The following is a 14786-nucleotide window of genomic DNA, read 5'->3' as shown; positions in this document are numbered from 1 at the left end:
AGTCCTTTCTGTCGAAGCTGTCCTTAGGGTCGCGGGGCGGCCGATGCCAGCAGCTCCTTGAGGATCGTCGCCGGATCGGCCCGCCGATTCTGGCGGTACTCCCCGACGTGGCGGACGAACAGGGTGGCGCGGGTCACCAGGCTGTTGCCCAGGACCGGCTTGCGATTGAGTTCTTCCTTGACCCGCTGGAACTGCGCCTGGATCACCGCGTCGGTGTAGCGCGTGCCGCTGGACAGGTTGTCGATGTAGATCGCCACGGCGCCGTCGAGGGCGGCGCGGCCATTGGCGATGGCAGCGCCATACATACGCGCGCTGGTCTGGTCGCCCGAGGCCTCGGCCTTGGCCTGGGTGGACTGCAGGTTGGTCAGGCGGATGTTGTAGTTGTTGACGGTCTCGGCCACCAGGGCGGCGGACTGGATCAGGTTGCCGGCGGCCTCTTCACGCTGACGGGCGATCAGCGAGACGTTGCGCTTGAGCTCTTCGTTGACCAGGCCGAGCTCGGCCTGCTGGCGCGGGTCGGTGGCGGCGGCGATGATGCTGTCCAGGCGCTTGGTCGGGTCCTGGGCGGCGTCGATGTCGTCGGTCAGACCGGCCAGTCGGCCTTCCTTCTGCCACTGCTCGAACAGCTCCTGGTAGCGCGAGCGCGGCGCCGACAGGGCGCCGATGGCTACGCGAAAGCCAGTGGTCTCGTTGCGCTGCTCGGTGCCGTCGGCGCCGAACAGCGGATACTCGCGGCGCATGCCGGTAAACAGGGTGCCCTCACCCTCGAGGTAGTTGCCACCCTTGACCACGAAACCACCGTAGGCGCCCTGCAGGCGCCCGGCGTTGACCAGCTGGAACGACTCCTGGACCATCTCGGCGGCGTTGCCGATCACGTCGAACAAGCCCAGCGGGTTGGGCTGTTTGGTGCCGATCGGCATCAGCCGCGCCGCCTGCCCGGTGCCGCCGGCAACCTGGTTGAACACCGCGAAGTCGGCCAGCGGTCCCTCACTGTCGGCGCCTTCGACCTTGCGCGGGAACAGCCGTCCTTCCAGTTCCTGGCGGCTGACCGCCGAACCGCCACGGGCGGCGAATTCCCACTCGACTTCGGTGGGCAGGCGCACGAAACCGGTGCCACCGTCCTCGGCCTTGCTGCCACGGCCACTGACCGGCAGCAGGTCGCGATGGTGCTTCATCAGCCAGGCGCTGTAGACGGCGGCGAAGCGTTCGGCCTCGAAGCGCGACAGCTTGACCTTGGGCAGGCGCCCCGCCGCGTCGCTGTTCGCCTCACAGGCCGGCGCCGCGTCGCCGCCGGCCAGCGACGGCGCCTGGGCCATCACCTGGGCGTACTGGCGGGCGGTCACTTCGTACTTGCCGATGAAGTACATCATCGGCGTGAGCGGGCTGCCTTTCTCGACCTTCGGCAGGCTCGGGCCGACCGCCTTCTGCCACTGCGGCGCCAGGTCCTGCAGGCTGAACTGGCCATTGATGAAGTCGCGCCGATAGCCGGAAATGAACGACTGCTTGTAGCCGGCCTCGCCTTCGCTGAACGGGTAGCCAAGGTTGACCTCGCGGTCGTCGAGGCTGCCTTGGGCCAGCACGTAGATACTGCGTAGCACCAGCTCGCCGCCACAGGGCAGCGGCAGGCTGACATCGCCTGGCAACGGTTTGGGGTTGTCGAACTTGCTGTCGGCCCCGGCCTGGGACTGCACGGCCGGCTTGGCCTTGTCGTCGCCATCGGCCGGGGAACAGGCCCCCAGGCTCAGCGCGGTGAGGATCAGGGCGGCAGCCCCGAGACGGCGATCAGACATCACGTATTCCTTGGCAGGCTTCGATGCGCGCCACCCGCCAGCCGCCCAGGGCGGCGGCGGCGGTGCTGGCCAGCAGCACGGCACACAGCGCAACGAGGTAGTGCATGGGCAGCAGGTGGCTGGCGAACTCGCCGGGCACCTGCATGAAAAGTCGGTTCAGGCCATGTTCGGCCAACAGGTACAACAACCCCGCCACGGCGGCGGCCAAAATGCCGCTGTAGAGCGCCTGGAGCACCACGAACAACAGCAGCGCAGCGGTGCCGAAGCCCAGCAAACGCAGCACCGCCAGCTCGCGCTGCTTGCGCTCCACCGCCGCCACCGCGCCCGCGGCGATGGCCGCCACGGCGCCGGCCACGGCCAGGCTGGCGATGATCCAGAACACCAGGTCGAGGTTGCGGCTGAGCGACTGCACCTGGGCGATCTGTGCGGCCTGGGTCGAGACCAGCAGCTTGCGTTCGGCGAAGAACTGGCGCAGAGGCTCGACATCGGTCAGTTCGCGGGCATACAGGCGAAATGCCGGGTACACCCGCTGCTGGGCGCTTCCCTGATCCTCGCCCTGCCAACCCAGTGTCGGCACTGCGCGGCCATCGCGGTAATCCTCGACGGCTTCGAGCAACTGCAACGACGCGAACAGGCCATCGCGCTCGAACGCCGCCAGGGGCAACACGCTGATGACCTGCAGGCGCGTCTGCCGCCATTGCATCTGCCCGGCCTGTCGGCGGCTGAAGCTGGCCTGCAGCTCGTCTCCGGCCCTGGCGCCAAGCTTTTCCGCGGCGGTAAAGCTCAGCACCACCTGTTGCAGCCCCGTCGGAGGAGCGACCTGCGCCAGCAAGGGATCACCCTTGGCGGTCGGCAGCATTTCAACCGTCAGGCCACGCCCGTGGACGGGCAACAGCAGTTCTGCGGTGGCGGCAATCTGCCGGGTCCGGGGGATGGCGAAGGCCACCCCCGGACGTTGTGCCAGTTCCTCGATGAACTCAGCGCGAAAGCGTCCACCGCCCAGGGGAATGATCTCGCGCACGCCCGGGTCACGCTGCAGGCGCTCGGTCAGGCTGCCGACCAGGCCGAACTTCAGGCCGAACAGCACCAGCAGCGGCGCGATCACCGCCACCAGCGCCAGCACGCCGCACGCCGACAGCCGCGCATCGTTGCGGTAGTCCTGCCAGGCCAGCCCGGCGATCAGCAGCGGGCGCATCAGGCGGCCCGCTCCAGCGTTGCCGTGACGCCGCCGTCGACCTCACGCCGACAGGCCATGCGCAGCACCGTCAACCCGGCTTGGCGGGCCAGGCCTTCGTCGTGGGTGGCGACCACGCAGGTCACCTGGCGCGCCTCGGCCTCGCGCAGCAACAGCTGCATCACCCGCTCGGCGTTGACCGGGTCCAGCGCGGCGGTCGGCTCATCGGCCAGCAGCAATGTCGGGGCATGGGCCAGGGCGCGGGCGCAGCTGACCCGCTGACGCTGGCCGAGGGACAGGGCGGCAGGTTTCTTGCCTAGCTGGTCTTGCACATCCAGCGCTTCGGCCAGGCGCTCGACGCTACCGTCATCGCCGAGCCCCAGCAACTGGCGTGGCAGACGGATATTGCCGCGCACATCGAGAAAGCCCAGCAGCCCACCCGCCTGCAGCACGTAGCCGAGGTGCCGACTACGCCAGCTGGCCAGGCGGTCGAGCTGTCGCCCGCGCCACAGCCCGGCGACATCCTCGCCGCCGAGGACGAAGCCCTCTGCCACATCCGGCGCCAGCACCAGCGCCAGCAGGTCGAGCAAGGTGCTCTTGCCGCAGCCGCTGGGGCCGACCAGCGCCACCCGTTCGCCCACGGCCAGGTGCAGCCGGTCGACCTGCAGGCTGTAGCGCTGGGCACCCTGCCCGCGCGTCTTGCGCACCCCGTCCAGGCGAATCATCACGGCAGCGTCGACAGCGGGACACGGTACAGGGCGTCACCCGGCTCGGCGTTGCCGAAGCGCACCCAGTTGGCCATGTCGTTGTGGAAGGTCTCGTACAGGCGGATCTTCGAGTCCAGCTCGTCGATGAAGTCCTCCTGCTCGGCCACCGACAGCGACAGCCACAGGTCCTGGGTCATGCTCAAGGACTTGCTGCGGTACGGCAGGCCATCGAGGTACTCGCCGAGCACCCCGCCCTGGGCCAGGTTGGCGCCCTTGCGCAGGGCGCCAGGGTCGCGGCTCATGTAGGCGCTGGCGCTGGCGATCTCGTTGAAGAAGTCGCCCGGCGAGCTGCGGGTCTTGCGCGCGGCATCGACGATCAGCTTGAGCGACTGCTGCAGGTCGTTGAGCTGCAGCTTGGTGAGCATCACGCACACCTGCAGGGTGGGCAGCGTCGGGTTGGTCAGGTCGCGGTCGGCGGTCCAGGCACTGACCAGCTGCGGCGCCTGGCTCGCGCCATGGCGGCCGAGGAAGTCCATGTGCATGGCATAGCCGATGGCCTGGGACTTGGCCGCCAGCCCCGAGGCCGAGGTCAGCAGCGGCACCGGCTGTGGTTGCTGGTTGCGTACCTGGTGCACCAGCTCGGCGAAGGTCGAGCCGATCTCGCGCACGCGCTCGCCGAACGCGCCGACCTCGCCCCCCGGCACGCCGACGTAAAGGTCGCCGATCTGCGGGTTGCTGTCGGCGGTGAGCACGCGGTACTGGCTTTCGGCCGCGCCGTGGTTCTTCACCCCGGCGGGGGTGCGCAGGTGCAGGGCGTAGATCTTGATCTGCTTGCTCAGCGCGGCCTGGCGCACTTCGGCCTCGTTCATCTGGGTGCTGCTGAACGGGTCGTTCTTGCGCAGTGCGCCGGCATCGCTGACCAGCAGGATGAGGCGCCCGCCATAGCCGGACCAGTCCATGCCCTCGACGGCCTGCATCACCCCGGCGAAGGCGTCTTCGTTGAACGAATGGCTGGAAACGCTGGTGGCCCTGACCTGCGAGGCGGCCTTGAGGAAGCGCGCAGGATCGCGGCCCTCCTCCAGGCTGACCAGGGTTTTGCTCAAGTACTCGAGACCCGGGGTGCGCTTGACGTTGTTGCGGAAACCCACCAGGCCGAAGCTGACGCTGTCCAGCTCGCCCCGGGCCGCCAGTTGCTGCTGCAGCTCGCTGACCACCTGGCGCACCCGGTCGATATAGGGCTGCATGGACACCGAGGTGTCCACCACCAGGACGATGCCGGTGCGGAAGCTGTTGTCGCCGACCGCCGCCACGCCGGCCGCCTTGGGCGCGCTGTCACGGGCACTGGCGCCGGGGTCGATCGAGGCGATGTTGAGCAGCTGCACCGGCTGGCCGCCGGCATCGAAGCTTTCGCGGTAGTCGAAGATCGGCATCAGGTAGAACTGGTTCTGCGGCACGGCGCTGGCCGCCGGCTCCAGGGCCATCACCTGCGGTACCTGGTCGGGGTGGTTCTGCGCCTTGAGCAGGCTGTCGCGGGCCTGGGTGGTATCGTCGAGCAGGTGCTGCACGTCGTCCACCTGGCGCATGAACATCACCGGCGAGCGGCCCGAGCGCTCGGTGAACTTGAGCACCAGGCTCTGTTTCCAGTCGCTGGTCTGCGCGGCCGGCAACCAGCCATCGCGCTGGCCGTCGCTGGCGGCGCCGACCTGGACCCAAGCCTGGCCGCCGACGTCCTTGCGCTGGTAGACGTAGAGCACGGAGAAGGCTGGCAGTTTCTCGCCCGAGGCATCGCCGGGCTGGGCCACCAGCTGGGCCTCGGGCTTGGTCAGCACACGCTGGAACAGGGTCTTCTTGCCGGGCATCAGCAGTGGGCGGCCATCGTCCGAGGCGACAACGGGTGTGATCTTGGGTTCGGCGGGGGCCACGCTGTCGGCGGGCGTCTGCGCCACCGGTGTTTCTGGCGCGGGCGCGTCACTGCCGCCGAGCAGCCAGAAGAACGCGCCACCCAATCCCAGCGCCGCCGCGATCGCCACCGCCAGCACGGCCTTGGCCGGTTTGTTCGATCCGGACTTCACGGCGGGAGCGGGCTTGGGTTCGGGCCGCCGGGCGGGCTCGGCCACAGGAAGGGCTTGCGGAATGTCGATGGACACCGGCTGCGGGGTGGTGGCCGGCGGCGGGATCGGCAACGGGCGCACCAATGTACTGTCGTTTTCCTCGACCGGCGCCTGGACGGTCAGGCGGTCCAGCGCGGCCAGCAACGCCGCCGCGTCGGCGAAGCGCTCGTTGGGATCCTTGGCCAGCAGGCCCCGCAGGATGTCCTGGTAGCGGCCATGCTCGATGGGCAGTTCCGGCAGCGGCTCGGTCAGGTGCGCCAGCGCCGTGGACAGCGCGTCGGTACCGCTGTACGGCAGCTTGCCGACCAGGATCTCGTAAAGCACCACGCCCAGCGCATACAGGTCGGCGCGGCCATCGATCTCCATGCCGCGCGCCTGTTCCGGGCTCATGTAGCTCGGCGTGCCGACGGCGAAGCCGGCCTGGGTGAACTGGGTGCGGTCATCCAGCGACTTGGCGATGCCGAAGTCCGACAGCACCGCGGTGCCATCGGCGCGGAACAGGATGTTGGCCGGCTTGACGTCGCGGTGCACCAGGCCCTGGGCATGGGCATAACCCAGCGCCTGGGCGATCTGGCGCACGTAGGCGAGGCCCTGCTCGGGCGTCAGTCCATCGGCGATGCGCTCCTTGAGCGTGCCGCTGGGCAGGTACTCCATGGCCATGTAGTACAGCTCGCCGACATTGCCGATGTCGTGGATGGTGGCGATGTTCGGGTGCGCCAGCCGCGCCAGGGTGCGCCCTTCGCGCAGGAAGCGCTCGCAGAAGGTCGGGTCGGCGGCCAGGCTCGCCGCCATGATCTTCAGCGCCACCTTGCGTTCCAGGGAACGCTGGGTGGCGAGGTACACGCTGGCCATGGCGCCTTGGCCAAGCTCGCGATCGATATCGAATCCGGGGATCTGCATGTCCATGATGTCTTCAGTTCACCTTGACGACCACTGCGGTGATGTTGTCCGGCGCGCCCCGGGTCAGCCCCAGGTGCACCAGGCTGCGGACCACCTCGTAGGGGTCGGCGTGGCCGAGCACTTCGGCGATCTCGTGGTCCTCGGCGGTCTTGTTCAGGCCATCGCTGCACAGCAGGTAGGTGTCGCCGGGCCGCACCTGCAGGGCCACGGCCTGCAGGTCGAGGTCATCCTCGACGCCGATGGCGCGGGTGACGATGTTGCCGCGCGGATGCACCCGCGCCTCGGCCTCGTTGAGCAGGCCGCTGTCCTGCAGCTCCTGGACGTAGCTGTGGTCGTGGCTGAGGCGCTCGATGCGACCATCGCGCAGGCGGTACAGGCGACTGTCGCCGGCCCACAGGCCGATGGCCTGGTCGCCACGCGCCGCCAGCACCACCACGGTGCTGCCCATCATCGCCACGCCACGGCGCACGGTTTCCTCGCGCACGATGCCATTGACCCAGGCCAGACCGTCGCGCACCTCGCCGCTGAAGTCGTCGAGCGAGTCGAGCATCGGCAGGCTGCGCAGGCTGTCCATGGCCAGGCTGCTGACATAGTCGCCTGCCGCATGCCCGCCCATGCCGTCGGCCACTGCCCACAGGCCTGCCCAGGTCAACTCCAGGCAGGCGTCCTCATTGATCTTGCGCACCATGCCGACATGGCTGTAGCTGGCCGCTGTGTACTGCATGTCGGTCATTCGCTGCGCGCCTCGCTACCCAAGAGAAACCCGGCGAAATCCTCGCTGCGCGGCAGGCCCGCGCAGCGCATCAACCCCGGGGCGATACGTTCGGAACCCCTGCCCCACCACAGGCTCATGCCTTCGCAGGCGCATTCGGCCAAGGCCAGTGCCCGTCCCTGCGGCGTGGTCGCGTCCAACCGCTGCAACCCACCCACCGTCACACGCGGTCCCTGCAGGAGCAGCGTCGCGCCGCGAAAAGGCTGCAAAGCAGCCTCGAACTCCTCAAAGGCAGCACCCGGTTCAAGCGTCGCCAGCAATACCTCCTCGACTGCTTCGAACCACTCCTCGGCCCCCGCCACCACAGGCGCCAACGGCTGCCCCGGCTCCAGCACCTGGGCCACGGTCAGCGGAAAATACCGCCCGACCCGGTCGATGCTCGGCATCAGCACGCCGATGACTGCCTCGGCTCCGCACAACCCCGGCGCCAGGGCGAATCGCCACAAGGGGCTGACCAGGTAGGCCTCGAGCCAACGCTCGCCCAGTGCCTGTTGGCTGGCCTGCATCCCCGCCGCCAGCCACTGGTCCCAGGGCTGTATGAAGCTGTTTGGAAGGCCGCGACTGACGAAGTCGCCGCGGCTGGCCAGTTTTCCGTAGAAACCCACGTCGTTCACAGGTGCTCCGGCAGGCTGAAACCGCTGAGCACTCGGCTGCGGAACGGGTTGAAGGCGCTGCTGGCGCGCAGCTCGTAGGACACGCTGGCGCCATCGACGCGCAGGCGCAGGTTGAAGCGCTCCGGCGAGCTGCCGGCCACCAGGTCGGACTGGTCGAGCAGGCGGAACCAGGCCCAGGGGCCTTCCACGGTCAGGCCGGAACGGCCGGTGGCCGAGGGCGGCGAGATCGACAGGCGCACCACGCCGATGCTGTTGGGATTCGGCCACTGCAACGCCACCGGCCGGCTCGGGCCGTGGTCGTAGCTGACCTGCTGGCCATCGAGGTCAAGCAGGAACTGGGTGATGGTCGCGTCCATCGCAACCGGCTTGAGCTCGAAGCGCACGCCCGGCTGCACGCCGTTACTGTTGCGGAAGAACGCATCACGGATGCTCGCCGCGCGCTGGAAGGTGTACAGCACGTTGCTGTTGATCCCCAGCTTCTGCGCCGCGCCCGGCTGCCAGCTCCACGGCGTGCTCGAGGTATTGACGTAGGGTTGCAGGTACTTGCGGAAGTAGTTGTCCATCACCCCGCCGACGCCGAAGAACAGGCCGAAGTCCTCCAGGGTGGCGTCCCGCGTGCTGCCGGCCACCAGCGGGTAGCGGCCGCTGAGGGACTGGCGGTAGACGTTCACCACCTCGCTGGTCCAAGCGGCGTTGAGCTGGTTGCGCACGCCGCCCATTACGATGTTATGGGTCGAGCCGAGCACCGAGCCCACCAGGTTCTGCACCACCTTGGGCTGGCGCGCGGCGCCCAGGGCGACACGCTGCGCGGCGGCCTGGGCCTGGTTCTTGGCCTCGCCCAACAGCGCGTCACCGCTGGCGCCGACCATGGCGCTGACCTGCACGTACAGGGCGTTGAGGTCGGTGAGCAGGCCGTCGATGGCCGCAGGCTGTCCTTCGCCGGTTTCCACCAGCGCGGCCAGCTCGGCGAAGTGCGCAGTCACCGGGTCCACCTCACGGGCAGCCGGGTTGTCGCTGGGCAGCGGCGCATCACCAAGCAGGCCGCCGAGGCGCTGGCGCAGCTGATCGACGCCGGCCTGCTCGGCCTTGGCCTGGACCTTGTCGAGGGTGGTCGGCTGCGCCAGGTTGGTCTCCTTGGCGACCGCCTGCAGCAGTTTCTTCATCGGCGAGGTCGGCCCGGACAGCACCCGCAGCACATCGGCGGCCTGGCCGACGCTGGTGATCGGCACGAAGTCCAGGTCCGCCAGCAGCGCATCCCAATGGCGGATGTAGTCCTGGTAATACAGCTGCAGCACATCGTCGGCCAGGCGCTTGGCATCGCCCGACTCGCTGGCCTCGCGACCCAGCACCCAACGTTCCTCGGCCAGGGTCTCGCTGTGGGCCAGGCTGGCGGCGAGGAACGCCTTGCGGTAGCCCTCGACGGTGAAGATGCCCGGCAGCGGCTCGCTCAGCGGCTTGCCGTTCTTGAAGCGGAACACCAGCGCGGCGTCGCGGCCGGCGGCGTCGCTGACCCGGAAGTCGCCAACCCCGGCCGGCAGTTTCTGGCGTTTGACCCGGTCGTAGACGCGCTGGGCCACCGGCAGCTGTTGCAGCTGGCGGCGGGTGTCGTCGATCAGACGCTGGTCGAGACGGGCATTGGGCGGGCGCTTGTCGAACAGCGCCGCCAGGTGCTGCTCCAAGGCCTGGCGCAGGTCCGGCGCCAGGTCGCGGGGCAGACTGCGCTCCCAGTCTAGGGTGACCCAGGCCTTGATGAACTCGGCGTCGTAGTGTTCGCCGTCGGCCAGCATCAGGTAGGCCTTGAGCCCCTCGTAGAGGTAGTCGGACGGGCCGCCGGCGTACAGTTGCTCTTCGATGCGGGTGACCAGGCGCGGGGCGAAGATGGCGATCAGCAGCTTGCGGTAGACGCTGTCCGACTCCCCTTCGAGCATGTCGCCCTGGTACAGCCCCAAGCCCTCGGCCCAGCCGGGCGGGTCCTCGGCCAGGCGGCGCACGCCGTTGAGCAACGGCAGCACGTCGACCACGTTGCGCTGGGCCGGGCTCAGTTCCTGGACGCTCTTGCCCAGCGGCTTGAGACGGCCGTCGACCTCGGCGATGTACTGCTGGTTGGCGCGGTAGCTCAGGGTCCACAAGGTGCCGACCACCAGCACCAGGGCCACGCTCAGCGCCAGCGCGCCACGGGCGATCCACTTGCGCCGCTGCTCGACCTTGGGGTTGCTGCCGACCAGGCCGCGCTCGGCGAAGGCCACGGCACTGAACAGCTTCTCGATGAAGTAGCTGCGCCCGGTGCCGTTCTGCCGCGCCAGATGGGCACGGTCCAGGCCCATGCTCTGGGCCATGCTGCCGATCAGGCGGTCGATGGGGCTGCCTTCCTGGGTGCCGCTGGTGAAGTACACGCCGCGCAGCAGCGCGCGTGCTTCGAAGGCGTTGGGCTTGAAGATGCCGTCGAGGAAGGTCTTGAGATTGCCGCGCAAGGCAGCGAACTGCTGGACGAAGCCGTAGACCAGATCGCGCCGCGCCGGGTCGCGTTCCTGTTGCAGGCGCTCCACCAGACGCTCGTTGAGACGCTGCTCGAGCAAGGCGAACTCGCTGCCGAACTGGGCCAGCGGGCCATCGCCGTGCTGGCCGTCATCCAGGGGGAAGGTCATGCCCCACACCTGGGCACGCTCTTCCTTGCTCAGGTTGTCGAAGAACTCCATGAAGCCCGGCACCAGGTCGAGCTTGGTCAGCATCAGGTAGATCGGGAAGCGCACGCCCAGCTGGCTGTACAGCTCCTGGATGCGGGTGCGGATCGCCGCCGCGTGGGCGGCGCGCTCGGCGTCGCTGCCCAGCAGCAGGTCGGACAGGCTGATGGCGATGAAGGCGCCGTCGATGGGCCGGCGCGAACGCTGGGTCTTGAGCAGGTCGAGGAAGCCCAGCCAGGCCGCCTTGTCCACCTGGGCATGGCTGTCCTGGGTGGTGTAGCGGCCGGCGGTGTCCAGCAGCACGGCCTGGTCGGTGAACCACCAGTCGCAGTTGCGCGTGCCGCCCACGCCACGAATGGCGCCCTCGCCCAGCTGCGCCGCCAACGGGAAGTGCAGGCCGGAGTTGACCAGCGCGGTGGTCTTGCCCGAACCGGGCGGGCCGATGATCACGTACCACGGCAGCTCGTACAGGTTGCGTCGCTCGTCACCGCCCAGGCGCGCCTTCTTCAGCAGCACCAGGGCCTCATCCATGCGCTGGCGCAGGGTCGCCAGCTCTTCGGCGGTGGCCACACCGGCAGGGTCCGGCGCGGTCTCGGCGGCCAGGCTCTGCATCACCTTGGCCGCCTGGCGCCGGGCCTGGACGATGCGCCACACGCGGTAGGCGATCCACACCGCGAACAGCAGGACGATCAGCACCAGACGTGGCGCGACCGGCACCAGCGCATCGAGCAGCGGACCGAGGAACCAGATGATCAGGCTGAGGGCGAGCAGGCCCAGCACCGGGACCACCCAGCGAATGACAAAACTGAAAAACGCCTTCACTCGACGCCCTCCGCCAGAACGGTGATTTCAACCCGGCGATTCTTCGCCCGGCCCTGCGCGCTGTCGTTCGACGCCAGCGGCTCGGTGTCGCTCAGGCCCTGGGCGCTGAAACGCCCGGGCTGGCCGGTGCGGGCGGCGAGCAGGTTCTTCACCTCCTCGGCACGGGCCTGGGACAACGCCCAGTTGGACGGGAAGCGCAGCGTGGCGATGCGCTGGTTGTCGCTGTGGCCGGTGACCTTCACGTTGCCCTTGACCTTGGCGACGGCTTCGGCAATGCGCAGCATCAGCGGCTCGAAGTCACCCTTGATGCTGGCGCTGGCCGAAGCGAACAGCTCGTCGCCGCGGATGGTCACCACCGAGCGGTCCACCGCATCCTCCACGGCGACCCGGCCGGCCTTGATGTCTTCGGCCAGGAAACCGGCCAGGCGTGGACGGTCCACCGGCTTGGGCTGCACCACCGGGCGATCCATGGCCTGTACCGGAATCTCGCCCAGGGCATGGATGCCACGGAACACCGGCTCGGCGTCGGCGGCCAGTTTCAGGCGCAGGCCGAACAGCACCAGCAACAGCAGCGCCAGGGCCAGGGCCAGGCCGACCCAGGGCGGCACGAACTGCGCCAGGCGGTCACGGGTCACGGTGACGCCGCGCCAGTGCGGCGACAGCTCGCGCTCGATATCACCACGGGCACTGCGGATGGTCGCGGCGGTGCGCTCGCGCAGGGCCTCGAGCTGGGCACGGCCACCGTTCATCACCCGGTAGCGGCCTTCGAAGCCAAGGCTGGTGCACAGGTACAACAGCTCCAGCAGGTGCAGGCGCTCACGTGGACTCTGCAGGCAGTGCTCCATCAGCTGGAACACCTTCTCGCCGCCCCAGGCCTCGTTGTGCACGGTGATCAGCAGGCTCTGCTTGCCCCAGTCGCTGGCGCTGCCCCACGGCGTGCTGAGCACTGCCTCGTCGAGCGCGGTGCACAGTGCGTAGCGCGCCAGCAGCACCTCGTTGCGCGCGACCCCGGCGGCCTCGGCGCGCTCCTCGAACTGGCGCAGGTAGGCCAGCAGTTGCGCACGCAGGCTGGCCGGCGCCGGGTGGGCGATGGTGTTGCGCAGGCGGGTGAGCAACGCCAGCAGCGGGCCGGCCGCCTGCTCCAGCGGGTTCAGGCCCGACGCCTGGCCCGGCGCCAGCGGTTCGGCCGGCACATTCAGTGGCGGCGGCGCCGCCTGCGCAGGTCCCGGCGTGGCCGGCTGCGGGCCTCGGCCACCAGGGCGCGGCATGAACTGGGTGCGGTCATTGGCGAGCGGATCGTCCGATTGCATCGCGGCTTATCCTCGAATGGCCCAGAAGGCCAGGTTCAGGCCGGGGAACTCGCCGGCGACGTAGAAGGCGAAACCACCGGAATGCTGCAGCTGCTTCCAGTGTTCGCTGCCTCGGTCGAGCTCGAAGTAGGTGGAACCGGCATGGAACGGAATCTGTCTCGGCGCCACCGGCAGCGGCAGCAGGCCAATGCCCGGCAGTTGCAGGTTGACCAGGTCGCGGATGTGCTCCACCGCGCCGATCTTGCTCTGCTGGCCAAAGCGGCTGCGCAGGGTCTCGCTGGGCACGTCGGCGCGCACCACCAGGACGAAGCTGGCGCTGTCGAGCAGGCTGCGGTCGGCCAGCATGCCGACATGAATGCCGTAGGCCTTCTCGACCAGCGGGATGGCCACGGCCTTGCTGTCGATCAGCATCGACAGGGCCTCGCGCAGGGCGGCCAGTACCGGGGCAAAGGTCGCCGCCAGGTCGTCGTGCTGGTACACCGGATATGCCTCGGGGCGGCGCCCTTCGCGGGTGAAGGTGGCGAACTCGCCGGCCAGGGCCACCAGCTCGCTGTACAGCCGCTCGGGGTGCAGCGGCGTCAGCTGGTTGAGGTGCTCGACCAGCGGCTGGGCGCGGTTGACCAGTTGCAGCAGCATGAAGTCGGCGATCTCCGAGGCACCGCCGTTGGCCGAGGCCACCACGCGCCCGGCCAGGGCTTCGCCACGCTGGTGCAGCAGGCCAAGCAGCTCGCCACGGAAACCCGACAGCAGGTTGCTGGCGGTCACGTCGAGCAGCGGTGGGATGTAACCGTCATCCAGCACCAGGGCGCGGTCGGCACGCTTTTCCCGGATACGCACCACGCCCAACGCGGCATAGTCGCTCAGGCCGTCCTCGGCGCGCAGCAGGCGCAGGGCGCGGCTGCCCAGGGCCAATGGCGCGCGGTTCTCGAACGGGGCGTTGTCGTCGCGGACTTCGCTGATACGGCTGACATAGCGCGCGCCGTCAGGCGTTTCACCGTCGTCGACGGTATCGCGGGCACCGGCGCGCTTGAGCGGCAGGCCCAGGTAGATCACGCCGTTGCGCAGGTCGTCGGGAATCTCCAACGGCGCGGGCGGCAGGTCGTCACGCGGGATGTCGAACGGCGTGCCGTCCGGCAGCAGGCCACGGGCGCTGAGGATCGCCAGCTTGCCCTGGGCCAGCAGGCCCTGGTCGACCAGCAGTTCGGAAAAACCCCAGGCAGCGGCGCAGAGCGGCCGGTTGCGGGCGTCGACGAAGTTTTCCAGGTAGCGGTCGTGCTGCTGGAAGTGCTGGGTGGTGATGAACATCCCTTCCGACCAGACCACGCGATTGTTCCAGGACATGGGTTCTCCGATTGCCTAGCGGGCAGGCTCAGGTTGTGGGGTGGCCACGGCGCTGCGCACGGCGCGCACATCGAGGCTGATCTGATAGTCACGGGGCGGCACCGGCAGCACGCTGCGCCACTGGGCCTGGTCGACCTCGCGGTAGCCGACCACCAGGCCGACCTGGCGCGTGGCCGGGTCGAGCGGACGCTCCAGGCGCAGCTGCTCGCCAGGCTGGAGCAGGACTTCGTCCTGGTCGATCAGGTCGGCGGCCAGGGTGGCCTGGGCGCGCTCGGCCAGGGCGAAATAGTCGGCGCGGGCGAAGGCGGCGCTGTTCTTCAACTCGTAGATGCGTACCCGCACCGGCGCGGGCGTGCCGCCGGCGCCGGGGTTGAGCCCGGCCGCGGCGCTGAAATACAGGGTGATGCCCGTGGCCGCCGGCGCCGCGTCGGTAACGGCGGGCTCGACCGGGCTGTCCTTGCTGCAGGCACTGAGCAGCACCATGGCCAGGGCTGCGATCAGTCTCGTTGCACTCATCCTCGTCCTCATGACGTCCTGTGTTCTTCCTGTGCTCCGGGCGTTGGC

The 14786-nt window shown here is 69.0% G+C and carries 10 protein-coding genes; all 10 read right to left on the bottom strand.

Going from position 1 to position 14786, the window contains the following annotated elements; translation table 11 throughout:
- Positions 1–23: 23 nt before the first annotated feature.
- The 10 genes from HU751_RS16700 to tssJ are packed head-to-tail and all read right to left on the bottom strand — an operon-like array spanning position 24 to position 14738.
- Positions 24–1790 carry a formylglycine-generating enzyme family protein gene (locus HU751_RS16700; RefSeq protein WP_186731793.1) on the bottom strand — a complete coding sequence of 589 codons (1767 nt, stop codon included), beginning with the start codon at positions 1788–1790 and terminating at the stop codon, positions 24–26.
- A complete protein-coding gene (locus tag HU751_RS16695) occupies positions 1783–2985 on the bottom strand; it encodes an FtsX-like permease family protein (protein ID WP_186731794.1) in 1203 nt (400 codons plus the stop codon). The genes HU751_RS16700 and HU751_RS16695 overlap by 8 nt, the downstream gene beginning before the upstream one ends.
- Positions 2985–3689: an ABC transporter ATP-binding protein gene (locus tag HU751_RS16690; RefSeq protein ID WP_186731795.1), complete on the bottom strand. Its 705-nt coding sequence runs from the start codon at positions 3687–3689 to the stop codon at positions 2985–2987. The genes HU751_RS16695 and HU751_RS16690 overlap by 1 nt, the downstream gene beginning before the upstream one ends.
- A complete protein-coding gene (locus tag HU751_RS16685; protein ID WP_186731796.1) occupies positions 3689–6688 on the bottom strand; it encodes a serine/threonine-protein kinase in 3000 nt (999 codons plus the stop codon). The genes HU751_RS16690 and HU751_RS16685 overlap by 1 nt, the downstream gene beginning before the upstream one ends.
- A 7-nt stretch (positions 6689–6695) precedes the next feature.
- Positions 6696–7415 (bottom strand): PP2C family protein-serine/threonine phosphatase, encoded by a 720-nt coding sequence (locus HU751_RS16680; RefSeq protein ID WP_050703375.1) that lies wholly within the window; start codon positions 7413–7415, stop codon positions 6696–6698.
- Complete coding sequence (gene tagF / locus HU751_RS16675; RefSeq protein ID WP_186731797.1) at positions 7412–8068, bottom strand: type VI secretion system-associated protein TagF; 657 nt, start codon at positions 8066–8068, stop codon at positions 7412–7414. The genes HU751_RS16680 and tagF overlap by 4 nt, the downstream gene beginning before the upstream one ends.
- Positions 8065–11571 (bottom strand): type VI secretion system membrane subunit TssM, encoded by a 3507-nt coding sequence (gene tssM, locus HU751_RS16670; RefSeq protein ID WP_186731798.1) that lies wholly within the window; start codon positions 11569–11571, stop codon positions 8065–8067. Before tssM ends, tagF begins: the two co-directional genes overlap by 4 nt.
- Entirely contained in the window at positions 11568–12881 is a 1314-nt protein-coding gene (locus HU751_RS16665; protein WP_186731799.1) for a DotU family type VI secretion system protein, read from the bottom strand. Before HU751_RS16665 ends, tssM begins: the two co-directional genes overlap by 4 nt.
- A 6-nt stretch (positions 12882–12887) precedes the next feature.
- Positions 12888–14222, bottom strand: coding sequence for a type VI secretion system baseplate subunit TssK (gene tssK / locus HU751_RS16660; protein ID WP_186731800.1), 1335 nt, complete (start codon positions 14220–14222; stop codon positions 12888–12890).
- A 15-nt stretch (positions 14223–14237) separates the two neighbouring features.
- Complete coding sequence (tssJ, locus tag HU751_RS16655) at positions 14238–14738, bottom strand: type VI secretion system lipoprotein TssJ (protein ID WP_186712079.1); 501 nt, start codon at positions 14736–14738, stop codon at positions 14238–14240.
- Positions 14739–14786: the final 48 nt, after the last annotated feature.

It is taken from the genome of Pseudomonas peradeniyensis, assembly GCF_014268935.2.
Taxonomy (GTDB): Bacteria; Pseudomonadota; Gammaproteobacteria; order Pseudomonadales; family Pseudomonadaceae; genus Aquipseudomonas; species Aquipseudomonas peradeniyensis.
The sequence above is the reverse complement of the archived record's forward strand: the minus strand, read 5'-3'. Positions and strand labels throughout refer to the sequence as shown.